Below are 24,910 nucleotides of genomic sequence, written 5' to 3'. Positions count from 1 at the left end.
TCCGCACGGGGACCTCCTGAGCCCGGAGGCTCAGACCGAGGCGTCGGCCTTCGACGCCTTGAGTGCCTTCCAGCCCAGCGAGCCGAGGACGGCCGCGATCGCGAAGTTCACCACGATCAGCACGGTGTGGGCGATCCAGTAGCCCGCCGCACGGTCCTCGCCCGTGTCGTAGGCGTGGTAGAGGTTCTTGGCGAAGTTGCCGAAGGTGATGACGTTCCAGGCCGCGACGGCCAGGAGCAGGAGGGCGTGCTTGCGCTCGAACTTCACGCGCCCATCCTCCCAGACTCCCCCAGGCCCGCCGCCCTCAGGTACGACGCCCCCGGCCGATCCTCGCGCCGACCACCGTGCCCAGCGCGGCACCGACGGCCAGCGGCTTGGCCCAGCCCGGCCCCTCGGCTTCGGCCCCGGTGTCCGGGGAGGCGACCGTCGCCACCGAGACGGGTACGGCGCGGCGGGCGTCCCGCTCGGCTCGGGCCAGCGGGTGCGTGAACGACCACGCGGCGGCGTAGAGCACGACGCGGGAGAAGTAGTTGATCCAGACCAGCAGGATCAGCGCGATGCCGAAGGCCTGGAAGGCCGGCTGGCCGCGGGTGCTGACCAGCAGCACGCCGGAGAGCCTGCTTGAGGACCTCGAAGCCGATCGCGCCGAGCCAGGCACCCGACCAGAGCGCCTTCGACGGCACCGGGGGCTTGGCGAGGATCCGGAACATCAGGAAGAACAGCAGCGCCGAGGCGGCGAGGCCGAAGACCAGCGCCAGGATCGTCACCAGCCAGCCCAGGCCCTCGCCCAGGTGCAGCCAGTCGAGGACCTGCTTCGACATCCGGGTCAGCACACTGGACGCGCTGACGCTGACCATGAGCACGACGCCGAGCACGACGAGTGAGACGAGGTCGCGCAAACTTGCCGATGACGAAGTTCGGCTGGAGGCTTCTCGGGCATCTCGAAGAGCACGATCAGCGCGGTCTGCAGCGAGGAGAGCCAGCCCAGACCGGCGTAGAGCACACCGGCGAGACCGATCAGCCCGACCGCGCCCGCCGCGCTCTGGATGTCGTCGAGGGGGACCTGGCCCTCGCCGTTGCCGACGAGGCCGGGCAGCACCTGCTCGAGCGCCTTGAGGAGGGCGTCCTGGGCGTCGGGGAACACCTTGGCGACGTAGCCGACGGCGAAGAAGGCGAGCGCCAGCACCGGGAAGACGGACAGGAAGCCGAAGTAGGTGACCCCACCGGCCTGCTGGCTGCCCTTGACCTCCCCGAAGTGCTCCTGCATGCGCAGGACGTGATCGACGAACGACGAGCGAGCACGCAGACTCAGCCAGACGCTCCTTGGCGCGGTCGACCGCCTTCATGTGAGCCTCATGTCAGGGGGAAGGTGCGGGTCGCCCTCCAGCCCTCCTCGTCGTGGTGGACGTACAGATGGAACTCAGTTACCCCGAATCGGCACTCGAAACCCGCCAGGCTCCTCGAACGCACGGTCCAGGGTGGGGTCGTCGAGGTGGTGGGCGACGGTGACGTGCGGGTGGTACGGGTAGTCCAGGTCGACGGCGAGCGGCCCGCGTCGTACCTCGCCGGCGAGCCTGCTCGCACTGCGAGATCCCCTCGGCCAGGCTGACGAAGACCACCGGCGAGACGGGCCGGAAGGTGGCCGTGCCGCGCAGGTGCACCTCGAAGGGCGCGACCTGGGCGGCCGCGTGGGCGAGCCTGCTCCTCGATCGCGCTCAGGTCCCCCTCGACCGAGGTCGGCGGGATCAGCGTGATGTGGCTCGGTACGCCGGCCGCGGTGGGGTCGCCGATCCGCAGCCGGTAGTCGTAGAGACTCGGTGGCCCAGGGCTCCGGGATGGCGATCGCGACGCCGATCACCGGCATCAGGACTCCGTGGCCCGCAGCGCCGTGGGGGCGACGAATCCGACGCGCTGGTAGACGTCGCGAAGGGTGGCCTCGGCGACCTCACCGGCGGTCTCCGCGCCCTGCGCGAGCACCTGCTGGAGGTGGTCCTGGTGGTCGAGCAGACTCGAGGGTCTTGTCGCGGAACGGGGTGACGAAGTCGACCACCACGTCGGCGACCTCCTTCTTCAGGTCGCCGTACATGCGGCCGGCGAACTGCTCCTCCAGCGCCGGGATCGCCTCGCCGGTGAGCGCCGAGTAGATCGTCAGCAGGTTGCTGACGCCGGGCTTCTCCTCGACGTCGAAGCGGACCTCGGTGCCGGAGTCGGTGACGGCCGAGCGGATCTTCTTCGCGGTCACCTTGGGGTCGTCGAGCATGTCGATGATGCCGGCGGGCGAGGAGCCTGGACTTCGACATCTTCTTGGTCGGGTCCTGCAGGTCGTAGAGCCTTCGCGGTGGCCTTGAGGATGTAGGGCTCGGGCAGCCGGAAGGTCTTCTTGAACCGGCTGTTGAAGCGCTGCGCGAGGTCGCGGGTCGACCCAGGTGCTGGCGCTGGTCCTCGCCCACCGGGACGTAGTGCGGGCGGTAGAGCAGGATGTCGGCCGCCATCAGCACCGGATAGGCGAACAGCCCGACGCTCGCCGCGCCCTCGCCGCCCTTGGCCGTCTTGTCCTTGAACTGGGTCATCCGGCGGGCCTCGCCGAAGCCGGTGATGCCGTTGAGCACCCACGCGAGCCTGGGCGTGGGCGGGCACGTGGCTCTGCACGAAGATCGCCGACCTCGCCGGGTCGACGCCCGCCGCGATCAGGCTGGGCGGCGCCGCGCAGGGTGCGCTCGCGCAGCAGCCTTGGGGTCCCACTCGACGGTGAGCGCGTGCAGGTCGGCGATGAAGAAGAAGGGCTGGTGGTCACGCTGCAGGTCCACCCACTGCCGCACCGCGCCCACGTAGTTGCCGAGGTGGAAGGAGTCCGACGTCGGCTGGATCCCGGACAGCACGCGCGGACGCGCGCCTGACTGGGCGGCGGCCGGCTGCGCGGTCTCCGGCACGGGCGGGTGCTCGGTGGTGGCAGACATGCGACCGATTGTGGCAGGAACCGCGGTACGAGCGGGAGCCGGTCCTATGCTCCCGCCATGACGCATCACGCCTGGGAAGGGGCACCGCCGCCGGCAGCGCCGGGTCCGCCCGGACGGCTCGGGCGGGAGGCGCCCGTCGCGCTCGCCGTGGTGGCCGGAGTCCTGGCCGTCGTCGTCGCGCTGCTGCAGGTCGCGACGGCGGTGGCCGCGGTCCCGGCGGCCCGTGACCTCCGCGACGTCCTCGAGAACGGCGGCTCGACGGGCCTGTTCGGCTGGTACACCGCTCTGGCCGTCCTGATCCTCCCGGTCCTCGTCGCGTCGTACGTCGTGACGTGCCTGTGGCTCCAGCAGGCCCGCGCCAACACTGAGGTGATCCGCCCCGGCGTCCGGCACCAGCGCGGCTCGATCTGGGTCTGGCTGGCCTGGTGGGTGCCGATCGTGTCGCTGTGGTTCCCGCTGCAGGTGGTGCGCGGCGTCGCCGAGGGCAGTGCGACCACGGGGCGCCGGCCGGGCCTCGGGCTGTGGTGGACCGGCTGGCTGGTCTGGCTGTTCTCCAACCGCGCCAGCGCCCAGGTCGTGGGGTCGAGCGACCCTGAGGTCGTCGGGACGCTGCCGGTCGTCGAGGGGATCGGGACGCTCGCCCTCGTCGTCGCCTGCGTGCAGTGGTGCCGTCTGGTCCGCTGGATCACCACGGAGCAGCAGGCGGCGCTCGGCTCCTAGGCCGCGGCAGCCACGTCGCGACGGTGCACGGTCGCGGAGACGAGCAGGATCACCACGCCGACGGCGGCCAGGCCGGCCCCGACGAGCGCGGGGGCGCGGTAGCCGTGGCCGGCGGCGATGACGACGCCGCCGAGCCAGGCGCCGAGGGCGTTGGCGACGTTGAGCGCGGCGTGGTTCATCGCGGCCCCCAGGGTGACCGCTCCCCCGGCGACGTCCATCAGGCGCAGGCTGGAGGTTGACCACGAGCACCGAGCCGGTGGCGGTCACCAGGAAGGCGACGGGCAGCAGCAGCCAGCCGTGCGGCGCCGCGAGCCAGTAGACGAGCATCAGCACGATGCCGGTGGCGCCCGACAGGATCAGGCTGCGGTAGACCGACCACGCGGCCAGGCTCACCGGCGAGCCAGGTGCCGGCGACCATGCCGAGACCGAGCGCGAGCACGAAGAAGGGCACGGTGCCGCGCTCGAGGCCGCCCACCTCGGTGACGGTCTTGGCGATGTAGGAGTACACCGCGAACATGCCGCCGAAGCCGACCGCGCCGACGGCCATCGTCAGCCACACCTGCAGGCTGCCGAAGAACTCCCGCGCCTCCTTGCGGCCGCTCGCCTCCGGGTCACCCGGCAGCGACGGTACGACGGCCAGCACGCCCACCACGGTGACGAGCGCCAGCACCCCACCGAGCAGGTACGTCGTGCGCCAGCCGACCTGCTGGCCGAGGAAGGTGGCCAGCGGGACGCCGACGACGTTGGCCACCGACAGCCCGAGCATCACCGCGGCGACCGCCCGTCCGCGGCGCTCCGGCACGACCAGGCTGGCGGCGACGAGGCTCGCGACGCCGAAGTACGCGCCGTGCGGCAAGCCGTCGAGGAAGCGCGCCACGGTGAGCACCTCGTAGGCTCGGTGCGGCGGCGCTGAGGAGGTTGAAGGCGGCGTACGCCCCCATCAGGCCGACGAGCATCCCGCGCCGCGGCAGGGCGGCGCCGAAGAAGGCGAGGATCGGCACGCCGACGACGACGCCGAGCGCGTACGCCGAGATGATGTGCCCCGCCGTCGGCACCGACACCTTCACGCCGTCCGCGACCTCGGGCAGCACACCCATGGTCATGAACTCGGTGGTGCCGATGGTGAACCCGCCGACCGCGAGCGCCAGGATCGCCAGCGCGGGTCGGGAGTGGTGCACCGCCGGGCGGCCTTCGGTCGAGGTCGTCGTCGGCGAGGAGGTCACGGAGGATGGTAACCGGCCTCCGACGGTCACTATTCCGAGAGGTCGGATGTCTCCGCGGCCCGGCGGGCGCGCTCCTCGTAGGCCGCGCGGGCGGCCGGGTCGGCCGAGTCGAGCACGTCTCCGGCCTTGGTGGCACGCGACATGGCGTCCTGCACGAAGCGCGGCAGCGCGAGGGTCGGCTTGCTGAGCCCCTGGGTCCAGCGCGGCACCCACATCTCGGCCTTGGGCTTGCGGACCGCGCGCTCGATCACCTCCGCCACGTCCTCGGCGGTGACCGGCTTGATGCCCCGCGCGGCCGGCACGCCGGCGGCGAGCTCGGTCTGCACCACGGTCGGCAGCACGACCGTCACCTCGATGCCCTCGGGCGCGAGCTCCTGGCGGATCGCCTCGCTGAAGCCGACCACCGCGAACTTCGAGGCGGAGTACGTCGCACCGTGCGGCACCGCGATCCGCCCCACCGCCGAGGCGACGTTGACGATGTGCCCCCGGCCGCGGTCCACCATCCCGGGCGCGACCGCCTTGGTGCCGTTGATGACGCCGTGCACGTTGACGTCCATGATCGTGCGCGCCACGCTCTCGGGCTCCTTGAGCACCGAGCCGAGCGGCATGATGCCGGCGTTGTTGACGAGGACGTCCCACGGGCCGAGGTGGCCGACCTCGGCGAGGAAGGCGGTCCAGGACTCGGCGTCGGTGACGTCGAGGCGTGCGGCGGCGACCTTGTCGTCGTGCTGCTCGGCGACCTGGTGGGCCAGCGCGAGGTCGAGGTCGCCGATCGCGACCTTGGCGCCCTGGCGGGCGAAGCGGTCGACGGTGGCGCGGCCGATGCCGCGGGCGCCGCCGGTGACGATGACGGACAGGTGGGACAGGTTCACGGGTGCCTCCGGTGGCTCAGCGTCGGGCGAGGTCGATCGGCTGGCCGTCCTTCGGGAACGGCAGCGAGTGGTTGTCGAGCGGTGCGACGTACGACGGGTCGACGCGCCACTCGTGGGTGCGCAGCAGGCGGTGCATGATCGCCTTCACCTCCGCGCCGGCGAAGTAGAGGCCGATGCACTTGTGCACGCCGCCGCCGAACGGCGACCAGGCGTAGCGGTGCGCCTTGTCCTCGCGGCGCTCCGGCCCGAAGCGCTCGGGGTCGAAGCGCTCGGGATCGGTCCACAGGCTCGGGCATCACGTGGGAGTACTGCACCCCCACGGCGACCGTGCTGCCCGTCGGCACCCGCACACCCTGGACGGTGGTGTCCTTGACGGTCTTGCGCGCCAGCATCGGCACCGGCGCCCGCAGGCGCAGGCTCTCCTTCATCACCAGGTCCAGTGAGGTGAGCCCGTCGAGGCTCGGCCAGGGTCGGGGCGTCGCCGAGCGCCAGCGACTCCGCGCGGCAGCGGTCCTGCCACTCGGGGTGCTGGCCGAGGTGCTGCAGCATCGTGGAGGTGGTGATGGTCGAGGTGTCGTGCGCGGCCATCATCAGGAAGATCATGTGGTCGACCACGTCGTCGTCGGTGAACCGCTCCCCCTCCGCTGTCTCGATGTGGCAGAGCACGGAGAACAGGTCGCCGGTGCGCTCGGCCCGCTTCGCCGGCAGGTAGTGCCGCAGGAACTCCTCCAGCACCTTCCGCCCCTTGTACGCCCGGCCCCACCGCGTCCCCGGCACGTCCGCCCGCACCACCCCCGCGGCCGCCTGGACGCAGGCGATGAACGCCGCGTTCACGCGGTCCATCTCCTCCCGCGAGGTGTCCGCCGCGCCGCCCATGAAGATGTCGGCGGCGATGTCGAGGGTGAGCTGCTTGAGCGCCGGGTAGCAGCGGAAGTCGGTGCTCGGCTGCCACGACGCCACGCCGCGGGCGATCGCGGGGTGCATCGCGTCGACGTACGACGCCAGGCGGTCGCGGGTGAACGCCTCCTGCATGATCCGGCGGTGCACGTGGTGCTCCTCGCCGTCGAGCAGCATCAGCCCCCGGTGGAAGAACGGCCCCACCATCGCGCCCCACGCCGGGCCGTTGACGAACGCCTTGTCGGCGTTGCGGAACGCCTCCTCGACCGCGTCCGGCCCGAGCAGCATCACGTAGGTCTGACCGAGGAAGGGGAACGGCGAGACCGGGCCGTAGGTCTCGTACTGGTGGCGCATCAGCGCCACCGGGTCCTTCGCGTACGCCGTCAGCCGGCCCAGGAACGGCAGTCCCCGGTCACCCGGGCGGACGGTGGGGAGCAGCACCGGCGCGGTCGTCATGGTGCCCAGCGTCATTCAGGAAGAGCATCCTGTCAACCTTCTCTTCGGCAGGTCCGCGTGGCAGGGTTGACGACATGGCGGTGCAGTCGGGGGTCTACAAGGGCGTGAGCGCGGCCGACCGCGCCGCCGACCGCCGCCGCCGTCTGCTCGACGCGACACTGTCGGTCTGGGCCGACCCGTCGGCGCGGACCACCATGACCGCGGTGTGCGGCGCGGCCGGGCTCACCGAGCGGTACTTCTACGAGTCCTTCACCGGCCTCGACGACGCCCTCACCGCGGTGATGGAGGCGGTCGCCTCGGAGATCGAGACGGTCACCCTGGCTGCCGCCGAGGCCGCCGGTGCTGATCCCGCCGCGCGGATCCACGCCGCCGTGGGTGCCTTCGTGGAGCCTGCTCCTCGCCGACCCACGGAAGGGGCGGGTGGCCATCATCGAGGCGGCTGCCCTGCCGGGGTTGCGTGGGCGTCGTACCGAGTCTGTTGCGGCACTTCGCCCACCTCGCCGCAGAAGAGGCGCACTCCTCGTCGCCCGCGCGACACGAGGACGAGCTCGCGGGTCTGCTGTTCATCGGGGGGATGGCGGAGGTGGTCACCGCGTGGCTGGACGGGGCGCTCGACGTGTCGCCGGACGAGGTGGTCGCGACCGCCAGCCGGGCGTTCCTGGGGCTGTACGCCTGAGCCGCGTCCTTCCACTCGGAATAAGGAAATCAGCCGGAACGACGCTGGGGGCGCCCGAATCTCGGACTTCTCAGGCAGCATGGGGCCGACAGCGAAGGAGCGTCATGCTAGATCCGATCAGCGCGGCAGCCGCCGCAGCCACCGGTGCGTCGAAGGGCATCGGGGGTGTCGCCGGCAGGCAGATCATCGCTGTCCTAGCGAAGCGGACCCAGCGCATTCGGGTCGCCCGAGTCTGTCGCGAAGAAGGCGAAGCCCGAAGGAATCGAGGTCGGTTGGCGAACGCTGACCTCGTGGCTGAAAGTCGAGGACGTACGTGGGGCTGTCGCGACGGGCGACGCTGATGAGCTCCGCAGTGCGCTCAAGTCGTTGGAGTTTTCGGTCGTGGCTGGCGCCGCCTTGGACCGACACGCAGCGGCCTCGAGGATCGTCGAGTTGGTTCGTGACGAGTCTCTGCGACGCGAGACCAAGAATGACGGCCGAGTTGCACAAACGCTTCGACTCGAACAGACGATCAAGAACACGGCTGTCGAACAACGAGCGCTACTCACTTCGGGCGGTGACGAGGTCGCGTTCGCCAGCGCTCTACAAAACTTCATCCGTGGCGAGCAGCAGCGGCCCGCGATGTCGCAGCCCAATGGACGCCCTTCAGAGGACTCGTGATCAGTGTTGGGGGTGAGCGAGAGCGACGGGCGCTCTTTGAGCAGTGGGCGACGACTCCCCCGGCCGTCATGACAGACGCTCCCGCTGCGGCGTGGTGCTGGCTTGCCTCTGTTGCCGGCGACTACGGGGCCGACGCTGCTGTCGTGGAGTTCGTGACGAAGGGAGTCGCCGCAGGTGCATCTGCTTCCTACTGGTGGGCTCGAGCCGGTTTGACGATCGGAACCGGCACGCAGCACGACGCCGCGATTGCAAGAGAGTTGTGGTCGCGTTCGGTGCCGAAGCACCCGCTCGCTGCGGCGGGCGAAGCGATCGAGGAAGGCGACTACGCGGCCGCCGAGAAGAGCCTTGAGTCATGGAGTTCCGAGGACCCAAATGACCAGTCAATCAAGTCCATCCTGCAGACCGCGGCAGCAACCGGTCGCGGCGACTTCAACCGGGCCATTAAGATTGGAATCGAAGGCGCAGCCGACCATCCTGAGGGCAGCGGCAACACGCTGCGCACGGCCGAGGCGCTCATCTCGCGTGGCCATCACGGGCTGAGCGAACACCCGCTCAGCGATTTCGCCCGCGCCTTCGAGTTGGCGATTCAAGCTCGCGACTCTCGTCGAGCATGGCTCGGCGACAGTGTCGCTCCGATCTTGACAGCAGTAAGGGCGTCCGCGCTGGCAACCGATATCGACCAGGCGTGGCGCCTTACACAGGCACCGCCAGAGGGAACTGCCCTTCCACACGAAGCGCGCGACATCCGGCTTCGAAGAGAGTCGGCGATCCTCGCGGCCACCATGGGGAGGTTTGAGAACGCGCATTCAGTCGCCAAGTCTCTTGATGATCCGTTTGTGACTCACACAATCGAGGGTTGGGAGGCTTTCACAGACAACCGTGTCCAAGACGCCGAGGAGGCCTGGCTCCAAGCCTGGAACCACGCACCCAATGACACCTCGCGGCTCCAGACCGCCTCTGCTCTAGCGCCCCTCGGCAAGCGCCTCCCGGACCTAGACACGCTGCCTGGCGAGTACAGCCTGGCCGTGGACAACATCAAGACCATTCATGAGGTGATGAGCAGCGACGACGAGATGTCACTGCTCCGTGTCCGAGCCAGCGAGTCTGAACAGACTCACGGTCCTGCTCGCCGAAAGGCTCGTTGCGCAGGGACAGGTTGCAGAGGCGGCAGCCCTCCTCGAGGTCGGCGGCACCCGTTGGAATCACCCGCTGTTGATGCGTATGGCTGCCGCCAGATACGAGATCGTCGGGAACTACGAGAAGGCGTTCGACGCGGCCGCCACTGCACTCTCGCTCGGCGGCCCGGCCTGGGCAGGACGCTTAGAGACCCTGATGATTCAGTTTGACTCGCTGGAGTCACGAGGTGAATTCGACCGGTCGTTGGCAGTCGTGCGTGAAATGGCCACCATCGCCCCGGTAAACCTCACCGTGCGGTGGGCGCTGGTGCACAGGCTTGGTTCGGGCGGGAAATCTCCATGACGCTTGGCGTGCTCTCACCCACCAGGGCAGACCAGTCAACCCGCGCGATGCTAGCGACGCCCGTACATGGATTGGCCTGGCGGCCGAGTGCGACGACAGCCCCGAGTTCGTTCAACGCTCTCTCGAGATGATGGGCTCCTGGGTCCACGAGCCGGACGTTGTCGGCGTGTTCCTCATCGAGATCTATCGCGGACTCACTCGCCACGCCCGCGACGTGGCGGACTCCGACATCGCCGAACTTCACAAGGCGACTGCCGACTTCACAGTGACGCATCCAGAGAACCATGTCTTTCGGTCGTTCAAGTTGGACGAGAACGATGTCGTCGGCTCGCTGACCGCCATACTTAGGGATCAGACGAGAGAAGACCCGGCAGTCAAAGATCTTCGCGAACGCGTCGCACGCGGCGAACTGCCGCTGGGCTTTGTTGTCGAACTGACGAGCCGTACCTACGCTGAAGTCTGCATCAAGAACGGTGCCGGCCTCGTGTTCAGCCACATGCCGTCAACCTCCGAAGCCGGACAGGCGGCCGCTACGGCTGCACTGGGTTCTCGCGTTGTTATCGACGCCACGGCGGCATCAACGCTCTCCCTCCTCGACTCGGCGATCGTCGACAAGTTGATCGGCGCGTTCCTGGCCTTGGAGACCACAGACTCCACTTACCGCGACGCGCTCGGAGCGCAGCAGAGCCTCGGCCTGCGTTCGACCATGACCCTTGGTTGGGACGACAAGCACGAGCGTCCGTTAGTTGCTGAGATCAGCGAAGAGGAGGCCGATACCTTCGCGCGCCGCGCCGACCGTGTCGTTGAACTGTTGGCCCGGTCTGCGCGTAGAGGCTGGCCCGGCCTCAAGCGGTTCGCTGACTTCTCTGGCGAAGGGATCTGGCTGAGTTCGCTTGACCTAGCCATGTCAGAACAGCGGGCATTCTGGTGCGACGATCGGTCCCTTCGGCAAATGGCTGCATCTGAAGGCGCACAAACATTCGGTACCGTCGACCTTCTCGCGGCCCCGGAGGCCGGCGGCTTGCTTGACCACGACCTCGGGAACGCTGCTCGTGCCTGCTTGATAGTTTGGATATCACGTAGATCTGGACTTCGATGCGGACGTCCTCATGCTCGCTGCAGAAGTCGACGGCTGGATGCCGAAGGGCGCTGCCGCCGCTGTCGCTCGCCCCCATTCCTGGCTCGACGCAGCCGCATGTGTCCGATTCGCCAGCATTGCCATGACTCACATCGCGGCCGCCTCCCCGGCAGGCATCGCCCAATGGACGAGCTGCCGTCGCACTCGGCCTAGTCCGAATCACCGGCGGGAACGTCGAAGGTGCGTCGAACAATCTCAAGATCCTTCTAACGCACCAGTTCGCCCAGCCCTGGCTGCGTCCCGACACCCTGCCATTCGTAATGCAAGGCATCCGAACGGCCCTGGACGAGTTGCCCGGCACCGCCGACCCGCTGCCCTCGGTTCTGGCCCACGCGTACGCCGAGATCGCCGAGAAGCATGGTGCGCCCCGGGCGGCTCAATTTCTGCTGATGCTCGTGGCCGGTATGGGTGAAGAGGACAGGACTATCGCCGCTCGAACCATCCTCATGAGCGGGCCGCAGGCGCGCGCGCAAACAAGCAAGAAGTGAGTCGATTTGCCGCTACTCGGCGACTTCCAGAAACTTCAACGCCGAATATTTGGCGCGGTCACACGTCGACGCAGATCAAGATATCGATTATCGGTGCAGCAAACCCTACTGGTGCTTGGAGGCGAACCGTGGCAGGCCATGATCTGATCGGTTCCACCATGGGCTCGCCCGAGCCACGATTCTGCGGGCTGTGTGGAGACTTTCGGAAGCTCACGAAGGCGCACGTCCCTCCTCAGGTAGGCTGGTAATACGGGTCCCGTCGAGCGAGCCTCTGATCTCGTCGACGAGAACCGTGTACGGCGCCCGGGGAGATGGTCCCCGGGTGGCATGTGGGTTCGGGGACTGTGTGAGACCTGCAACAACCTTGCCGGTACCACCTATGACCGTGCGTATGCCGACTTCGCTCATCAGGTCGCGCGGCTAACCACTGACACGGCGTTACGAATCGCGGTCATTCCTGGCGAGGCGCCCGGCGCGCGTTTCGCGCCCGGGCTCGTAGCGCGCTGCGTCCTGTTCGGGATGTTCGCGATCAACCCTCGCCTGAGGATTCTGTTTCCCGATCTTGCCAACGACCTTCTTAACGAGCAGCCCGGGGAAGGGCCGGTGCGATGGCCAGGCTCGGCTCGCGCTGAAGGTCGGTCGCACGCACCCCCTCTTCGAGCGGCAAGGGCTGCTGGTGAGCGGTGTTTGGTCGATGCGGGTTCTCGTGGAGCGAGTGCGGCACTCAAGCCTTCGCCGACATCGTGTTCCGGCCGCTGGTGTGGTGCCTTGTGCCCGTCGACGGCTCGCACGAGCCGCAGGCTTTGGCCCGGAGATGACTAGGCCGCTCGCCGACGCCAGCGACTGGGTCCAATACGGACCGGACCGGACGTCGGTGGACCTACGGCACTTGACAAGAACCCTCCCGACCATGGCCCACCCAATGCACACGAAGCAGGACGACTGGGCCGAGTCTGCTCGCCGACAGCAACACCGATGGTGGCCCCGTCGTCCTATTCGGGCGCCTCCCATGACACTTCACATCGCTGCGGACGGCGCACCGCCTGCCCGACGACGGCTACCCTCCAACTATGAGCAACGCGGCGAAATCCCAGGCAAGCCGGGAGGAGGAGATCGCGTTCCTTGCGATGGAGGAAGTGCTAGGCGTCGAGATCCAGGCTTTGCGGATGCCGGCGCCGGCAACAAGATGCCCGACGGCGCCTGGATCTACCCCGAGGGTGGAACCCGGCGCGGCATCGTCGAGATCACCTCACCCCCGGCCGCGAGCCTGATGAGCCAATGGGCCGCCGCGAAGCGGGAAGGGCGGCCGCAAACCGAGAGCGGATCGGTCCCGGCGAGGCTCGGCGAGCTCGCGCAGGTGTGTACCGAGATGCTTGAAGAGGACTGGGCGCAAGAGAATCTCGACAAAGCTCCTGGCGCAACCCGCAGATGAGCGGCATCTCTTCTTGTTTGCACGCGGTCACGACGTTGGCGGCTACTTCTACCGGCTCTCCGACACCTACGAAGGCGCGCCGGCGGAGCACGTCGAGGATCTCGTCCTTCCGCCGGGGATCTCGGACGTCTGGTTCCGTGGCCGAGCATCGCGTGACCGTGAGGACCGACAGGGCCTGTCGAGCGTCTGGCTCGCTCGGTTCCAGGCCGGCGTCGGGTGGCACCGCTACGTGGTGAGCATGGAAGAGCAGCAACTGCCGTCCCCCAGCCGGGGGATCGCCGACGACTCGGCGCCCGAAGGGTGGCGACAGCCGAAGGGCCGATCGGACACGTCCGCCGGCAACTGAGGAACTCATTGCCACCCGCCCCACCTTTGGTGGCGGATCGCCCAGACTGGCCGCGATCCGCGCGGCTCAGGAGGTGCGTCTAACCGCGGCAAAGGGCTACCGCGTCAGGCAGGTGAGGGCCCGCGGGGGGCGTCGCGCGCCCTATGCTGGGCCAACGCTGGGGCGATGTGAGGACGCGGGTGGGTCAGTGAGCGAGCCGCATGCCCAACGACTTCGGCGCCGTCTCCACGAATCCCATCGACTCGTACAGGCTGGCGGCCGGGTGCGTCAGCCATCAGGGTCACGTACGGCTCTGCTGGGGCGGCCTCGGCGATCTGTGCCAGGAGGTCGGCGAGCACGCGGCGCCCGAGTCCGCGGCCTTGGTGTTCTGGGAGGGTGGCCATGTCGCCGATGTGGAAGTACCAGCCGCCGTCGCCGATCACACGGCCCATCGCGACGGCGCGTCCGTCGTGCTGGACCACGCTCCAGCACCAGCCTGCCGGTCAGTGCGCCCTCGCCCTGTGCAGCGGACTTCGGCGACAGGCCGGAGGCCGACCTCAGGTGGAGATAGTCCTTGAGAGGCGGAGGCGTGCGGATCAGGCCTGGTCCTCGATGTCTCCCACCGGTCGAGGGTAGGTGACGGATCAGCGGCACCCGGCCGGAGGTTCGGCTCTCCTTGGCGAGCCCCAGCGGAGGATCGGCCGGTCACCGGTAGCGTCGCGGGGTGGCACGTTCTCGTCGTTCCAGCGGTCGCCGAGGCGGCACGCGACAGCCCCGCCCGTTGCCGGTCGCGGGGCCGGGTGAGCGGGTGTGGGTGCTCGACGTCCCGTACGGCGTGCAGGCCGACCAGGCGACGTGGCACTCGGCGGTCAAGACCCACCTGTACGTAGGAGCCCGGCTCCCCCAGCACCTCCAGCCCTACGCGCCCGGTCCGTACACGCTCGGCAGGTTCATCGAGAACGAGACTCAACCCTGACGCCCCGGCACCCAACCCCGAGCCGACCGATGGCCTGGAGCCGCGCAGGATCCAGTTCGAGGCGGCCGACGCGATCGCCGCTCGGGCCCAGGCGGGTGGGCGGATGTTCCTGCTGGCGGACGAGCCGGGGGTCGGGAAGACGGTCTCGGCCGTCCTCGGCGCGACGGCGGTGGGCGACCTGCGGGGTGCGCGGCGGGTGCTGGTGGTGGCGGACCGGCCGGCGGCGATCACGATCGGGCACTGGTGCCGGACGATCGCGGCGCTCGGTGACGGCGGCATGGAGTGGGTCGTCATCACGTGGGACCGGCTGGAGAAGGTCAAGGACCACACGTGGGACGTGATCATCGCGGACGAGGCGCACGCACTCCGTCGTACGACGACGAAGCGGTGGAAGGCTCTGGGCGCGGATCTCGGGGCACGGGAAGCCGCACGACAAGGCGCCGTTCGTGATCGCGACGACCGCGACGCCGGGGCACACGCCGCTGGAGTCTGCCGTACCTCGCGCCGGCGTACGCGCAGGTGCTCAGCGAGCCGATGAAGGAGTGGACCGCGGCGACCCAGCCGGGCGCGATGTTCGCCGACGCGCTGGAGCGGCACGGGGTGGGGGTCGAGCAGGGCCGGTACGGCGCCGCGTGGACCAGCGACCCCGGACGGCGGGCCGCGGACCTCAAGGCTCGTGCGGGGCTGGCTGGCCGACGTACGACCGGCCGCGATGCTGCACCGCGCGGCGCCGTGGGGTCCGGTGCCGATCTCGGGCATGCCGGTGACGCTGACGCCGGCGGAGCGGAGCGCGTACGAGGCGGAGTGGGGCGAGTTCTGCCGGGAGATGGACATCGCCCGGCGTGGGCGCAACGTCGCGAAGGGGCGGGCCGCGCTGCTGCGCTTCCGGCAGAAGGCCGGGCTGATCCGGGTCGACTCGACGGTCGACTGGATCGCGCAGCAGGTGCGGGCGGAGCGGCAGGTGGCGTGCTCGGTCGAGTTCGTCGCGACCGCCGCCGACCCGATCACCGAGCGATTGCGGGAGTCCGGCATCGAGGTGGCGACGATCTACGGCCGCGACCGGTTCGACGCCGAGGCCGAGCGGCTCCGGTTCCAGACCGGGGAGGCGAAGGTGTGCGTCTTCACCACCGTCGCCTCGATCAGCCTGCACGCGGGCGAGACCCTCGCCGACGGCCGCCAGGCGAGCACCGAGCCGCGGGTCGGGGTGTTCCACCAGGCCCGCTTCTCCGGCATCGCCGGACGGCAGGTCACCGGCCGCACGCACCGCGACCACCAGGTGTCCCCGTGGCACATCGCCTACGCCGAGGGCACGGTCGAGGAGCAGGTCGGCAAGGTCATGGTCGAGCGGATCGCGGCCGCGTCCGACACGGTCGGGAGCGACACCACCGGCCTCGCGGACCTCGCCGCGCTGCTCGGTGCGGACTGGCTGCCGCCGGCCTCGCTGACCGAGCAAGGCGCCTGACGCAGAATGCTCCCGTGCGCCTCCCCTGCCCCTGCTGCGGCCACCTGACTCTCGGCGACGGCCCGGACGACGACCTCTGCCCGGTCTGCTTCTGGGAGGACGACGGCCACCAGCCTGCGCTACCCGATGAGCCCGGAGGGTCCCAACGGCGTCAGCCTCATGGAGGCGCAGCAGGCGTACGCCGGATCGGGCGCGATGCACCCGGGCTTCCGCGGCAAGGTCCGCAAGCCGCGCCGCAACGAGCCGCTCGACGACGGCTGGCGGCCCTTCGATCCCGCGCTGGACTGGACGAACGCGGTCCTGGACGGCGACCAGTGGCCGGTTACTTACGAGGCGCTGTACTACTGGCGGCCGACGTACTGGAACGGCGACCAGCACGCACTCCCCCGGCCTCCGGCCGAGCCGACGAACGAGGACCGGTTCCTCGACCACCTGCGGCAGGTTCCCGATCTTGAGGCCGCGATCGCCGAGTCCGAGCGGCGCTGGGGCGCCGCCCACGCCTTCGACGTCTGCCGCTCGGCGGCCGGTTCGGCGCTCCGGGCCTACCGCGACGGCGACGACGCGACGGGGCTGCGGATCGTGACCGCGATGCTTCCCGCGCTGGAGGAGGGCTCGTCGACGTACGCCCCGAACTGCGTGGCGATCGCCTTCCTGGAGGACGAGTCCTGGCACGAGGCCTCGGTCCAGCCGTACGTCGACCGCTGGCCCGCGCCCGTGCGCGACGAGCCTGCGCGAGCAGCAGGCCCACGTTCAGCCTGCGCCGCCCGCCCCTCTCGGGCTGAGCCGGCGCGCTCAGCCGTTGCGCAGGCTCCTCGGCGAGCATCACGATGATGCCGCTCGGCCCGCGCACGTAGGTCAGCCGGTAGATGTCCTCGTAGGTCCCCACGCCCCGCAGCGGGGTGCAGCCGTGCTTCGCGGCGATCTCCAGGGCGGCGTCGAGGTCGTCGACGGAGAAGGCGACGCGGTGCATGCCGATCTCGTTGGGCAGCGTCGGCTCGGTCTCGATGGCATCGGGGTGGATGTACTCGAAGAGCCTCCAGCCGGCCGAGGCCGTCCGGGGTCTGCAGCATGGCGATCTTGGCGTGGTTGCCGTCGAGCCCGACCGCGGTGTCCGTCCACTCGCCGCTCACCTCGTCGCGACCCAGGACCGTGAGGCCGAGGTCGGTGAAGAAGGCGATGGTCGCCTCGAGGTCCCGGACGGCGATGGCGACGTTCTCGAGCCTTGATGGGCATGCCCGCGACGCTACCCCGCCGACGGGCGTGGCAACACCGTCAGCCGGCGAGGTGTCCCCACTCGGCCGACAAGCTCCGACCACGGGCCGGCCGCCGCGACCGCGCCATCCTCCAGCACGACCACCCGGTCCGCGCGGGCGAGGGCCGCGCGCTTGGAGGTGGCTCCGATGACCGTGGCGTTGCGCTCGCGCAGCGCCGTCCAGAAGCTCGATCTCGGTGCTCGCGTCGAGCGCGCTGGAGACGTCGTCGGCGAGCAGCAGACTCGGCGTCGGCAGCCAGCGCGCGGGCGAGCGCGAGGCGCTGCACCTGCCCACCGGAGAGCCGTACGCCGCGGTGCCCGACCAGTGCGTCCCGGCCACCGGCCTCGACCACGTCGGGGCCGAGCCGCGCCGCGGCCACGGGCTCGTCGAAGCGCCGCTCGTGGCCCAGCCGGACGTTGTCGGCGAAGGCTGCCCGACAGCACCCGCGGCACCTGCGCCACGTGCGCCACCTGCCCTGGCCGCAGGAACACCTGCGGATCGGCGACCTCCTCGCCGTTCCACCGGATGGAGCCCTCGTGCTCGATCAGGCCCGCCAGCGCGGCCAGCAGGCTGGACTTGCCCGCACCGACCTGGCCGACGAGCAGCACCAGGCTCCCCGGCACGGACGGTGAGGTCCACGTCGTGCACGCCGATCGTCCCGTCGTCGTGGATCGCCGCGAAGTCGCCCAGGTCGAGCGCTGCCAGCGGCACCCGGGGCACCACGTCCGGCTCCGGCGCCGCTCCCGAGACCAGGTCCACGCCCGGCGCCACGTCCATCAGGTCCACGCCGCCGGCGAACCGGCTGGTCTCGCGCTGCCACGCCCGCGTGCCCGGTGCCTCGGTGACGACCATGCCGGCGACCCGGCCGAACCAGTCGAAGCCCGCCACCGCGTTGGCCACCAGCAGGGTCGTGCCGAGGCCCCAGCCGTCGGCGAAGTAGACCGCCCAGGCCGCCACGACTCCGCCCTGCACCATCAGCATGGGGACGCCGTCGAGCACCGCCTGCACCCGGTGCTCGCGCACCGCGGCGTCCACCCGGCCACCGTCGACCTCGCGCAGGTGCGCCCGCACCTGCGGGGTGGCCGCGGCCAGGCTTGACCGTGCGCGCCGCCTCGAGCGTCGAGACCACCGCGCGTCCGAACCGGGCCCGCGCCGCCGACGCGGCCGCCGCCGAGCGACCGGCGATCGGGCGGCCCAGCGCGGAGGCCAGCGCCGAGACCACCAGCACGGCCATCAGCACCGCACCGGCCAGCACGGTGCCGGCCAGCAGGGCGGTGACGGCCGCGATCACGATGCCGTTGACGAAGTCGACCCAGCGGTCGGCGTAGCGCGCGTAGCGGTCGGCATCCATCGAGCGCGCCACCACCTCGCCCGGAGGGGTGCGCGGCAGCCGGCGCTGGTCGGTCTGGCCGCGCAGCACCGCCATCCGGGTGCGGAGCAGGACCTCGACCCACCAGCGCGGGTAGCGCCAGAACGCATCGGCCAGCATCAGCGGCGAGGCCAGCAGGCAGACCACCAGCGCACCGACCAGCGGCCAGGGCACGCCGTCGTCGAGGTCGACCACGATCGAGCCCCAGAGCAGGCCGGTCACCGCGCCCTGCGCGCCGGTGAGCGAGGCGGCCAGGAAGAGCGCGGCACCCGCGACGCCCCACGCCGGGCGCACGGAGAGCGCGTGCACGATGCCGCGGGCCAGGCTCGGGCCAGTGCCGACCTCGGGCACCTCGGGCGGCGGTCCGGTACGGCGTCGCCCACCCACGCCCGCGGCGTGCTCCTCGACCGGCAGGCTCGCCGGCCACCGCGATGGCCGGACCCGGGTCCACCCGGCTCGCTTCGAGCAGGTCGCGGAAGGGCCCCTCGGCGCGGGCCAGGCTCCGCGCGCACGCCCTGCTGGACGACCTGCCCGTGGTCGAGCACGGCCACCAGCGGCGCCCGCTGGATGGTGCTGAGCCGGTGCGCGATGAGCACCCCGGTGCGGCCGCTGAGCAGCCGGTCGGCGGCCGCGACCACACGCCGCTCGGTGTGCGGGTCCATCCGCGCGGTGGCCTCGTCGAGGACGACCACCCGCACGTCGCGGATCAGCAACCGCGCGAAGGCGACCAGACTGCTCCTCCCCCGCCGAGAGCCGGGTGCCGCCCGCCCCGAGCAGGGTGTCGAGCCCGTCGGGCAGGCCGGCCACCCACCCGGTGAGGCCGAGTCTGGGCGAGCGCCGCCTCGACCTCGGCGCGCGGCTGGTCGCCGAAGAGGGTGATGTTCTCCTCCAGCGTGCCGGAGAGGATCTCGGTGCGCTGGGTGACCACGCCGACCGCGGCGCGTAGCCCCTGCAGGTCGAGGTCGCGCACGTCGACGCCACCGAGGAAGACCGTGCCGCGCGGCGGCTCGACGGCGCGCGAGAGCAGCGAGGCCAGCGTCGACTTGCCGGAGCCGGATCGCCCGACCAGGGCGATGGTCTGGCCGGCGGGGACGTGCAGGTCGACGTCGCGCAGCGCGAAGCCTGCCCTCGGCGTAGGCGAAGTCGAGGCCGCGGATGTCCAGGTCCAGCCCCTCCCCCGACGACGCATCCGGTACGGCGGCGCCGCCCGCGGGCTCGGGCTCGACCGCGAGCATCTGGCGCAGCCGGATCACCGCGCCGAGCCCGGCCTGCAGGTCGGGCAGGTGGTTGGCGAGCATCGCGACCTGGCCGACGAAGGTCGAGGTGACCAGGAACAGGGTGACCAGGCGGGCCACCGAGATGGTGCCGCCGGACGCGAGCAGCACGCCGGCCACCGCGACCGCGACGAGCAGCGCGTAGAGCAGCAACCCCGCGCGCCGGCCGAGCCGGCTCTCGACGAGCACCACCGCGCGGAAGCGCTCGTGCACCTGCGCGGACAGCCGGGCGACCCGCTGGACGACGTGCGCCTGGCCGAGGCTGGTGCGCAGGTCGTCGCGCCCGGCGATGCCCTCCTCCAGCGCCGCGGCGTGGTCGGTCCAGGCCATCTCCTCGACGACCTTGAGCCGGGAGATCTCACCGAGCAGCGAGCGGATCGCCGTGAAGGTCACCACGGCGAGCAGCGGGAACAGCAGCCACGCGGGCCACCACGTGAAGCCCGCGACGAGCCACAGCGGCACCGCCCCGAACAGGGTGCGCGAGAGCATCCACAAGCTGCCAGCGGACCAGGTTGCCGACCTCGTGGGTGTCGTCGTCGACCCGGTCCAGGATCTCGCCGACGGCCTGCTCCCCCAGCGCGGCGAGCGGCTGGCGCAGGGCCGCGTCGAGCAGGTCCTCGCGCAGCCGGCCCTCGACCCGGTCGGAGTTGCCGACCCACATCACCTTGCCGACGGTGTCGATCAGCGAGGCACCGATCACGCACGTCGCGAGCAGCCCGACCAGACCCCGGCTCGGCTCCTCGGCGAGGTGCCCGGCGACGACGGTGCCGAGCGTCGTGCCGATCGCGGCCAGGGCTGAGCACGCGAGCGCGACCGCGGCCAGCGGGGTGCTCAGCCGGCGCCAGTCGACGCGTCGGGACGGGTCGTCGACAGCGCCGGTCGGGGTGGGAGCGGCGGTGCGGGTCAGCGTCTCGGTCATCGGTCCCCACCGTAGTTTCCCGGTCCGACACTTCGCCTCCGAATATCTTCCGGCCGCCGGGCCCGAACAGGCCCGAAAACGACCGGACTCCCCGGGCCGGCGGCCCGGGGAGTCCGGTGGTGGTGCGGGACGGATCAGAAGGCGGCGAGCGCCTCGTTGAGCGTCGCGCTCGGCCGCATCACGGTCGAGGTCTTCTCGCCGTCGGGGCGGTAGTAGCCGCCGATGTCGGCCGGGCTGCCCTGGACCGCGATCAGGCTCGCCGGCGATCTTCTCCTCGTTGGCGCGCAGGCTCTCCGCGAGCGGCTTGAAGGCCGCGGCCAGGTCGGCGTCCTCGGTCTGCTGCGCCAGGCTCCTCGGCCCAGTAGAGCGCGAGGTAGAAGTGCGAGCCGCGGTTGTCGGTCGTGCCGAGCTTTGCGGCCCGGCGAGCGGTCCTCGTTGAGGAAGGTGCCGGTCGCGCGGTCGAGGGCGTCGGCGAGCACCTGCGCGGCCGGGGCGCCGGCCTGCTCGGCGTACTTCTCCAGGGACGGCACCAGCGCGAAGAACTCGCCCAGGCTGTCCCAGCGCAGGTAGTTCTCCTCGACGAGTCTGCTGCACGTGCTTCGGCGCCGAGCCGCCGGCGCCGGTCTCGAAGAGGCCGCCGCCCGCGATGAGCGGTACGACGGAGAGCATCTTCGCCGACGTACCGAGCTCGAGGATCGGGAACAGGTCGGTGTTGTAGTCGCGCAGCACGTTGCCGGTCACCGAGATGGTGTCCTCGCCCTTGCGCATCCGCTCCAGGGTGTACGACGTCGCCAGGGACGGCGCGAGGACCTGGATCTCCAGCCCCTCGGTGTCGTGCTCGGGCAGGTAGGCGTTGATCTTCTTGATCGGCTCGGCGTCGTGGGCACGCGCCTCGTCGAGCCAGAAGATCGCCGGCGTCTGCGACGCGCGGGCGCGGGTGACGGCGAGCTTGACCCAGTCCTGGACGGGGATGTCCTTGGTCTGGCAGGCACGCCAGATGTCGCCGGCCTCGACGTCGTGCTCGATGAGCACGTCGCCGTTGGAGGCCAGGACCCGCACGGTGCCGGCGGCCGGGATCTCGAAGGTCTTGTCGTGCGAGCCGTACTCCTCGGCCGCCTGGGCCATCAGGCCGACGTTCGGGACGGTGCCGATGGTGGCCGGGTCGAGCGGGCCGTGGGCCTTCACGTCGTCGAAGACGGCCTTGTAGACCCCGGCGTACGACGAGTCGGGGATCACCGCGAGGGTGTCGTCCTCCCCGCCGTCGGCACCCCACGACTTGCCGCCGTTGCGGACCAGGGCGGGGATGGAGGCGTCGATGATGACGTCGCTGGGGACGTGCAGGTTGGTGATGCCCTTGTCGGAGTTGACGTAGGACAGCCGCGGGCCGTCGGCGAGACCGGCCTCGAAGGCGGCCTTGATCTCCGCGCCGTTGGGCAGCGCGTCGAGACCGGAGAGGATCGCGCCGAGACCGTCGTTGGCCGACAGGCCGGCGGCGGCGAGGTCGGCGCCGTACTTCTCGAAGACGTCGGCGAAGTAGGCCTGCACGACGTGGCCGAAGATGATCGGGTCGGAGACCTTCATCATCGTCGCCTTGAGGTGCACCGAGAACAGCACGTCCTCGGCCTTGGCCTTCGCCAGCGCGTTGCGCAGGAAGGCGTGCAGGTGGGCGACCTCGAGCCTTGGTGGCGTCGACGATCTCGCCGGCGAGCACCTTGAGGCCGTCCTTGAGGACGACGCTCTCGCCGTCGGCCTTCTCCAGCACGATCGACAGGGTGTCGTCGGCGGCGAGGGTCACGGACTTCTCGTTGCTGGCGAAGTCGTGCGCGCCCATGGTGGCGATGTCGGTCTTGGAACCCTCACCGAACGCCTTGTTGCGGTGCGGGTGGGTCTTCGCGTAGTTCTTCACCGACGCCGGCGCGCGGCGGTCGGAGTTGCCCTCGCGCAGCACCGGGTTGACCGCGGAGCCCTTGACCTTGTCGTACTTCGTCCGGATCTCCTGCTCCTCCGGGGTGGAGGGCGACTCGGGGTAGTCCGGCAGGTCGAAGCCCTGCGCCTGCAGGCTCCTTGATCGCGGCCTTGAGCCTGCGGGATGGAGGCGGAGATGTTGGGGAGGCTTGATGATGTTCGCCTCGGGCGTCTTCGCGAGCTCACCGAGCTCGGTCAGCGCGTCGTCGGCGAGGCCGAACTGCGCGAGGATGCGCGCCGCGACGGAGATGTCGCGCGTCTCGAACGCGACGCCGGCCTTGGCCGCGAAGGCCTCGACGATCGGCAGGAAGGAGTACGTCGCGAGCAGCGGCGCCTCGTCGGTGTGGGTGTAGATGATGCTCGACATGTTCGGGCGTCACTCCTGAGCCGTTGGGGATTCTTGACGTCAAGATACCTGATGGAGGGCCAGGGGTCCCCCTTCACGGCCACCCTAATGACTAGGGTGGTCGCTGTAACCCGGCTGGTTTCGGGCCGGACCGAGGAGAGAGACCGACATGACGCAAGAAGTGACGGCCGCCGAGACGGCCGAGACCCCGCCCACCCTCACCCAGAAGGCTGCTCGCCGAGTTCCTCGGCACCTTCGTCCTGGTCTTCATCGGCTGCGGCGCAGCGTTCACCACCGGCGCGGACGTCGCGGCGACGGGCCTCGCGTTCGGCATCGCGATCGTGATCATGGCCTACTCGTTCGGCCGGATCTCCGGTGGCCACTTCAACCCGGCCGTCTCCGTCGGCGCGGCCCTCGCCGGCCGGATCTCGTGGAAGGACACCGGCCTGTACGCCGCGGCGCAGACCGCCGGCGCCCTGGTCGGCGGCTTCGTCCTCGCCATCACCATCCTGGCCAGCGACGTCGGCTGGGGCTTCGGCGACCCGCTCGGCAACAACGGGTTCGGGGAGGCCGGCACGGTCGAGTGGGGCGGCGCCCTGCTCATCGAGATCTTCCTGACCTTCATCTTCCTGATCGTGATCCTCGGCGTCACCGACGACCGCAACCGCGCGATCGCCGCCCAGGCGCCGCTCGCGATCGGCCCGGCGCTCGCCGCGATCCACTTCGTCGGCATCAACGCGACCGGCACCTCGGTCAACCCGGCCCGCTCGATCGGTGTCGCCTTCTTCTCCGGTGGCGACGCGATCCAGGACCTGTGGCTGTTCATCGTCGCCCCGCTCATCGGCGCCGCGCTCGCCGGCGTGCTCTACCCGGTCCTCTTCGGCCGCGACAAGGACCCGGTCGTCGGCTCCGGCCTCAGGCTCCGGCAGCGGCGGCTCCTCCGACCCGGGCTTCACCCAGCAGTGGAACCAGCAGCAGGGTGGCTACGGCCAGCCGCAGCAGCAGCCGGGCCAGCCGATCATCCAGGACGGCTGGCAGTGGGACCCCGCCGCGCAGCAGTGGATCCCGGCCCAGCAGCAGCCGGCCTACCCCTCCGCCCCGGACCCGGCCGCCGCTCCGGCGCCGGACCCGAACCAGGGTGGCGGCTGGGCGCCCCCGCCGGGCGACCAGACCCAGGTCCGCCCCCCGCAGTGACACTGGTCGAGCGCGTCTCCGGCGTGTAGGACGGCAGCAAGGCTTGCTGGTCGCACGCCTCCCGCCGCGCTGCCGACTGGAGAACACCAGGCTCAGGAACCGGGCTCGTCGTACGCGGCGAGCCCGGTTTCGTCTGTCCGGACCAGGCCGATCCCCCGCGCGTACACCTCGCGCCGGGTGCCCTGCTCCGTGCGGACCTCCAGCACCACGGTCCTCTCGTACTCCCCCAGCGGTACGACGACCGAGACGTCCCGCGCGCCGACCGAGGCCACCTCCGGTGTCGTGGCGCCGGGCACCTGCGCCGTCAGGAAGCCGTCGCCGATCCGCGGGCGGGCCGGCATCACCAGGCCGGCCTCGGCGCCGCCGGTGCCGGCCTCCCAGGAGCCCTCGCGGCCGAACCACCACACGTTGCCGGCGGTGTCCTGCGCGTAGTGGTCGCGCACCGGGGCGCGGCCGGTGACGGTGCGCACCAGCACGGTGGTCGGCACGCCGTCGATCTCGCCGCCGGGCTCGGCGCGGGCGGTCAGCCGCGCGGAGGTGGCCATCGGGCCGTCGTACCGCCAGGTGGTGCCGGGGGTCAGCGGGAACCACGGGTTGTCGACCCGGTCCACGAAGTCGCCGGGGTCCGGGTCCGGTGTCGGCACGACGAGACCGTCGACGCCGGTGGGCGCGCTCGGCGCGGAGGCGGATCCGCAACCGGCCAGCGCGAGCACGGCGAGGGCCGCGAGCAGGGCGCGGGCGCGGGACGGCATGGCGCCATCGTCTCGCACCGCCGCCCGGCTCCCGGCACGCGGTCCGACGCTGCTAGCGTCCAGAGCGTCCGCCAGAC

General features: G+C 70.7%; 31 protein-coding genes and 6 pseudogenes. 14 read left to right on the top strand and 23 right to left on the bottom strand.

Annotated elements, in window-relative coordinates; all coding sequences use genetic code 11:
- Nucleotides 1-30: 30 nt before the first annotated feature.
- The 6 genes and pseudogenes from G5V59_RS30360 to G5V59_RS30335 form a co-directional block, all read right to left on the bottom strand.
- Nucleotides 31-267: a hypothetical protein gene (locus tag G5V59_RS30360; RefSeq protein WP_278258948.1), complete on the bottom strand. Its 237-nt coding sequence runs from the start codon at nucleotides 265-267 to the stop codon at nucleotides 31-33.
- Nucleotides 264-899, bottom strand: a complete 636-nt coding sequence (locus G5V59_RS30355) for a YhjD/YihY/BrkB family envelope integrity protein (RefSeq protein ID WP_278258947.1) — start codon at nucleotides 897-899, stop codon at nucleotides 264-266. The genes G5V59_RS30360 and G5V59_RS30355 overlap by 4 nt, the downstream gene beginning before the upstream one ends.
- Nucleotides 827-1,267: a YhjD/YihY/BrkB family envelope integrity protein gene (locus G5V59_RS30350; protein ID WP_278258946.1), complete on the bottom strand. Its 441-nt coding sequence runs from the start codon at nucleotides 1,265-1,267 to the stop codon at nucleotides 827-829. The genes G5V59_RS30355 and G5V59_RS30350 overlap by 73 nt, the downstream gene beginning before the upstream one ends.
- 157 nt (nucleotides 1,268-1,424) lie before the next feature.
- Nucleotides 1,425-1,661: a hypothetical protein gene (locus tag G5V59_RS38040; RefSeq protein ID WP_341351068.1), complete on the bottom strand. Its 237-nt coding sequence runs from the start codon at nucleotides 1,659-1,661 to the stop codon at nucleotides 1,425-1,427.
- A gap of 284 nt (nucleotides 1,662-1,945) precedes the next feature.
- Nucleotides 1,946-2,260, bottom strand: a complete 315-nt coding sequence (locus G5V59_RS30340) for a hypothetical protein (protein ID WP_278258944.1) — start codon at nucleotides 2,258-2,260, stop codon at nucleotides 1,946-1,948.
- 94 nt (nucleotides 2,261-2,354) lie between these two features.
- Nucleotides 2,355-2,957, bottom strand: a pseudogene (locus G5V59_RS30335) (hypothetical protein); the annotation flags it as partial.
- A gap of 57 nt (nucleotides 2,958-3,014) precedes the next feature.
- Here G5V59_RS30335 and G5V59_RS30330 point away from each other — a divergent pair.
- On the top strand, nucleotides 3,015-3,677 hold the full coding sequence (locus G5V59_RS30330) for a DUF4328 domain-containing protein (RefSeq protein WP_278258943.1): 663 nt from the start codon (nucleotides 3,015-3,017) through the stop codon (nucleotides 3,675-3,677).
- On the opposite strand, the gene G5V59_RS30325 is transcribed toward G5V59_RS30330, so the two are convergent.
- From G5V59_RS30325 to G5V59_RS30295, 7 genes and pseudogenes are all read right to left on the bottom strand, one after another.
- Nucleotides 3,674-3,895, bottom strand: coding sequence for a hypothetical protein (locus G5V59_RS30325; protein WP_278258942.1), 222 nt, complete (start codon nucleotides 3,893-3,895; stop codon nucleotides 3,674-3,676). The genes G5V59_RS30330 and G5V59_RS30325 overlap by 4 nt on opposite strands.
- Entirely contained in the window at nucleotides 3,895-4,533 is a 639-nt protein-coding gene (locus G5V59_RS30320; protein WP_278258941.1) for an MFS transporter, read from the bottom strand. Before G5V59_RS30320 ends, G5V59_RS30325 begins: the two co-directional genes overlap by 1 nt.
- Nucleotides 4,534-4,929: 396 nt before the next feature.
- Nucleotides 4,930-5,772 carry an SDR family oxidoreductase gene (locus G5V59_RS30315; protein ID WP_278258940.1) on the bottom strand — a complete coding sequence of 281 codons (843 nt, stop codon included), beginning with the start codon at nucleotides 5,770-5,772 and terminating at the stop codon, nucleotides 4,930-4,932.
- Between the two features lie 16 nt (nucleotides 5,773-5,788).
- Nucleotides 5,789-5,920: a hypothetical protein gene (locus G5V59_RS30310; protein ID WP_278260371.1), complete on the bottom strand. Its 132-nt coding sequence runs from the start codon at nucleotides 5,918-5,920 to the stop codon at nucleotides 5,789-5,791.
- Nucleotides 5,921-5,923: 3 nt separating this feature from the next.
- Nucleotides 5,924-6,058: pseudogene (locus tag G5V59_RS30305) on the bottom strand (cytochrome P450); the annotation flags it as partial.
- Nucleotides 6,059-6,131: 73 nt separating this feature from the next.
- Nucleotides 6,132-6,200 (bottom strand): annotated as a pseudogene (locus G5V59_RS30300) (hypothetical protein); the annotation flags it as partial.
- 112 nt (nucleotides 6,201-6,312) lie between these two features.
- A pseudogene (locus tag G5V59_RS30295) lies at nucleotides 6,313-7,125 on the bottom strand (cytochrome P450); the annotation flags it as partial.
- 205 nt (nucleotides 7,126-7,330) lie between these two features.
- Here G5V59_RS30295 and G5V59_RS30290 point away from each other — a divergent pair.
- The 7 genes from G5V59_RS30290 (at nucleotide 7,331) to G5V59_RS30260 (ending at nucleotide 13,344) form a co-directional block, all read left to right on the top strand.
- A complete protein-coding gene (locus tag G5V59_RS30290; RefSeq protein ID WP_278258939.1) occupies nucleotides 7,331-7,471 on the top strand; it encodes a hypothetical protein in 141 nt (46 codons plus the stop codon).
- A gap of 111 nt (nucleotides 7,472-7,582) precedes the next feature.
- Nucleotides 7,583-7,801 (top strand): hypothetical protein, encoded by a 219-nt coding sequence (locus G5V59_RS30285; protein ID WP_278258938.1) that lies wholly within the window; start codon nucleotides 7,583-7,585, stop codon nucleotides 7,799-7,801.
- Nucleotides 7,802-8,604: 803 nt separating this feature from the next.
- The gene (locus G5V59_RS30280) at nucleotides 8,605-9,807 is read left to right on the top strand and encodes a hypothetical protein (protein ID WP_278258937.1); all 1,203 of its coding nucleotides are present in this window, start codon (nucleotides 8,605-8,607) and stop codon (nucleotides 9,805-9,807) included.
- A 299-nt stretch (nucleotides 9,808-10,106) separates the two neighbouring features.
- A complete protein-coding gene (locus tag G5V59_RS30275; protein ID WP_278258936.1) occupies nucleotides 10,107-11,231 on the top strand; it encodes a hypothetical protein in 1,125 nt (374 codons plus the stop codon).
- Between the two features lie 137 nt (nucleotides 11,232-11,368).
- Nucleotides 11,369-11,566, top strand: coding sequence for a hypothetical protein (locus G5V59_RS30270; protein ID WP_278258935.1), 198 nt, complete (start codon nucleotides 11,369-11,371; stop codon nucleotides 11,564-11,566).
- Nucleotides 11,567-12,752: 1,186 nt separating this feature from the next.
- Nucleotides 12,753-12,998 (top strand): hypothetical protein, encoded by a 246-nt coding sequence (locus tag G5V59_RS30265; RefSeq protein ID WP_278258934.1) that lies wholly within the window; start codon nucleotides 12,753-12,755, stop codon nucleotides 12,996-12,998.
- Between the two features lie 13 nt (nucleotides 12,999-13,011).
- Complete coding sequence (locus G5V59_RS30260; protein ID WP_278258933.1) at nucleotides 13,012-13,344, top strand: hypothetical protein; 333 nt, start codon at nucleotides 13,012-13,014, stop codon at nucleotides 13,342-13,344.
- Between the two features lie 267 nt (nucleotides 13,345-13,611).
- On the opposite strand, the gene G5V59_RS30255 is transcribed toward G5V59_RS30260, so the two are convergent.
- Nucleotides 13,612-13,977 (bottom strand): hypothetical protein, encoded by a 366-nt coding sequence (locus tag G5V59_RS30255; RefSeq protein ID WP_278258932.1) that lies wholly within the window; start codon nucleotides 13,975-13,977, stop codon nucleotides 13,612-13,614.
- 127 nt (nucleotides 13,978-14,104) lie between these two features.
- Between G5V59_RS30255 and G5V59_RS30250 the strand changes: the two genes are divergently transcribed.
- The 5 genes from G5V59_RS30250 to G5V59_RS30230 all read left to right on the top strand — a co-directional run bounded on the left by G5V59_RS30250 (nucleotide 14,105) and on the right by G5V59_RS30230 (nucleotide 16,216).
- Nucleotides 14,105-14,299: a hypothetical protein gene (locus tag G5V59_RS30250; protein ID WP_278258931.1), complete on the top strand. Its 195-nt coding sequence runs from the start codon at nucleotides 14,105-14,107 to the stop codon at nucleotides 14,297-14,299.
- A 103-nt stretch (nucleotides 14,300-14,402) separates the two neighbouring features.
- Complete coding sequence (locus G5V59_RS30245; protein ID WP_278258930.1) at nucleotides 14,403-14,837, top strand: hypothetical protein; 435 nt, start codon at nucleotides 14,403-14,405, stop codon at nucleotides 14,835-14,837.
- Nucleotides 14,746-15,066 carry a hypothetical protein gene (locus G5V59_RS30240; RefSeq protein WP_278258929.1) on the top strand — a complete coding sequence of 107 codons (321 nt, stop codon included), beginning with the start codon at nucleotides 14,746-14,748 and terminating at the stop codon, nucleotides 15,064-15,066. The genes G5V59_RS30245 and G5V59_RS30240 overlap by 92 nt, the downstream gene beginning before the upstream one ends.
- Nucleotides 15,042-15,761, top strand: coding sequence for a hypothetical protein (locus G5V59_RS30235; RefSeq protein WP_278258928.1), 720 nt, complete (start codon nucleotides 15,042-15,044; stop codon nucleotides 15,759-15,761). Before G5V59_RS30240 ends, G5V59_RS30235 begins: the two co-directional genes overlap by 25 nt.
- A 14-nt stretch (nucleotides 15,762-15,775) precedes the next feature.
- On the top strand, nucleotides 15,776-16,216 hold the full coding sequence (locus G5V59_RS30230; protein ID WP_278258927.1) for a CPCC family cysteine-rich protein: 441 nt from the start codon (nucleotides 15,776-15,778) through the stop codon (nucleotides 16,214-16,216).
- An 87-nt stretch (nucleotides 16,217-16,303) separates the two neighbouring features.
- On the opposite strand, the gene G5V59_RS30225 is transcribed toward G5V59_RS30230, so the two are convergent.
- The 8 genes and pseudogenes from G5V59_RS30225 to G5V59_RS30190 all read right to left on the bottom strand — a co-directional run.
- Nucleotides 16,304-16,891 (bottom strand): hypothetical protein, encoded by a 588-nt coding sequence (locus G5V59_RS30225; RefSeq protein WP_278258926.1) that lies wholly within the window; start codon nucleotides 16,889-16,891, stop codon nucleotides 16,304-16,306.
- Between the two features lie 113 nt (nucleotides 16,892-17,004).
- Entirely contained in the window at nucleotides 17,005-17,622 is a 618-nt protein-coding gene (locus G5V59_RS30220) for an ATP-binding cassette domain-containing protein (protein ID WP_278258925.1), read from the bottom strand.
- The gene (locus tag G5V59_RS30215) at nucleotides 17,559-19,190 is read right to left on the bottom strand and encodes a hypothetical protein (protein ID WP_278258924.1); all 1,632 of its coding nucleotides are present in this window, start codon (nucleotides 19,188-19,190) and stop codon (nucleotides 17,559-17,561) included. The genes G5V59_RS30220 and G5V59_RS30215 overlap by 64 nt, the downstream gene beginning before the upstream one ends.
- Nucleotides 19,090-19,572 (bottom strand): ATP-binding cassette domain-containing protein, encoded by a 483-nt coding sequence (locus tag G5V59_RS30210; RefSeq protein ID WP_278258923.1) that lies wholly within the window; start codon nucleotides 19,570-19,572, stop codon nucleotides 19,090-19,092. The genes G5V59_RS30215 and G5V59_RS30210 overlap by 101 nt, the downstream gene beginning before the upstream one ends.
- A gap of 60 nt (nucleotides 19,573-19,632) precedes the next feature.
- Complete coding sequence (locus G5V59_RS30205; RefSeq protein ID WP_278258922.1) at nucleotides 19,633-20,019, bottom strand: hypothetical protein; 387 nt, start codon at nucleotides 20,017-20,019, stop codon at nucleotides 19,633-19,635.
- Nucleotides 20,016-20,576, bottom strand: a complete 561-nt coding sequence (locus G5V59_RS30200; protein ID WP_278258921.1) for a hypothetical protein — start codon at nucleotides 20,574-20,576, stop codon at nucleotides 20,016-20,018. Before G5V59_RS30200 ends, G5V59_RS30205 begins: the two co-directional genes overlap by 4 nt.
- Before the next feature lie 651 nt (nucleotides 20,577-21,227).
- Nucleotides 21,228-22,214 (bottom strand): annotated as a pseudogene (locus G5V59_RS30195) (NADP-dependent isocitrate dehydrogenase); the annotation flags it as partial.
- A gap of 100 nt (nucleotides 22,215-22,314) precedes the next feature.
- Nucleotides 22,315-22,908, bottom strand: a pseudogene (locus G5V59_RS30190) (NADP-dependent isocitrate dehydrogenase); the annotation flags it as partial.
- Between the two features lie 209 nt (nucleotides 22,909-23,117).
- On the opposite strand from G5V59_RS30190, the gene G5V59_RS30185 reads away from it, so the two are divergent.
- Nucleotides 23,118-24,110, top strand: coding sequence for an aquaporin (locus G5V59_RS30185; protein WP_278260155.1), 993 nt, complete (start codon nucleotides 23,118-23,120; stop codon nucleotides 24,108-24,110).
- 63 nt (nucleotides 24,111-24,173) lie between these two features.
- Here G5V59_RS30185 and G5V59_RS30180 read toward each other — a convergent pair whose 3' ends face one another.
- On the bottom strand, nucleotides 24,174-24,833 hold the full coding sequence (locus tag G5V59_RS30180) for a hypothetical protein (protein ID WP_278258920.1): 660 nt from the start codon (nucleotides 24,831-24,833) through the stop codon (nucleotides 24,174-24,176).
- Nucleotides 24,834-24,910: the final 77 nt, after the last annotated feature.

The sequence above is a fragment of the Nocardioides convexus genome (assembly GCF_011090295.1).
The sequence above is the reverse complement of the archived record's forward strand: the minus strand, read 5'-3'. Positions and strand labels throughout refer to the sequence as shown.

Coding starts and splice junctions, on each gene's coding strand:
- G5V59_RS30350 (WP_278258946.1), bottom strand. CDS start 1,267: ATGCAGGAGCACTTCGGGGAGGTCAAGGGCAGCCAGCAGGCCGGTGGG.
- G5V59_RS30340 (WP_278258944.1), bottom strand. CDS start 2,260: ATGCTCGACGACCCCAAGGTGACCGCGAAGAAGATCCGCTCGGCCGTC.
- G5V59_RS30330 (WP_278258943.1), top strand. CDS start 3,015: ATGACGCATCACGCCTGGGAAGGGGCACCGCCGCCGGCAGCGCCGGGT.
- G5V59_RS30325 (WP_278258942.1), bottom strand. CDS start 3,895: ATGGACGTCGCCGGGGGAGCGGTCACCCTGGGGGCCGCGATGAACCAC.
- G5V59_RS30265 (WP_278258934.1), top strand. CDS start 12,753: ATGCCCGACGGCGCCTGGATCTACCCCGAGGGTGGAACCCGGCGCGGC.
- G5V59_RS30245 (WP_278258930.1), top strand. CDS start 14,403: ATGTTCCTGCTGGCGGACGAGCCGGGGGTCGGGAAGACGGTCTCGGCC.
- G5V59_RS30210 (WP_278258923.1), bottom strand. CDS start 19,572: ATGCGTCGTCGGGGGAGGGGCTGGACCTGGACATCCGCGGCCTCGACT.
- G5V59_RS30200 (WP_278258921.1), bottom strand. CDS start 20,576: ATGACCGAGACGCTGACCCGCACCGCCGCTCCCACCCCGACCGGCGCT.
- G5V59_RS30180 (WP_278258920.1), bottom strand. CDS start 24,833: ATGCCGTCCCGCGCCCGCGCCCTGCTCGCGGCCCTCGCCGTGCTCGCG.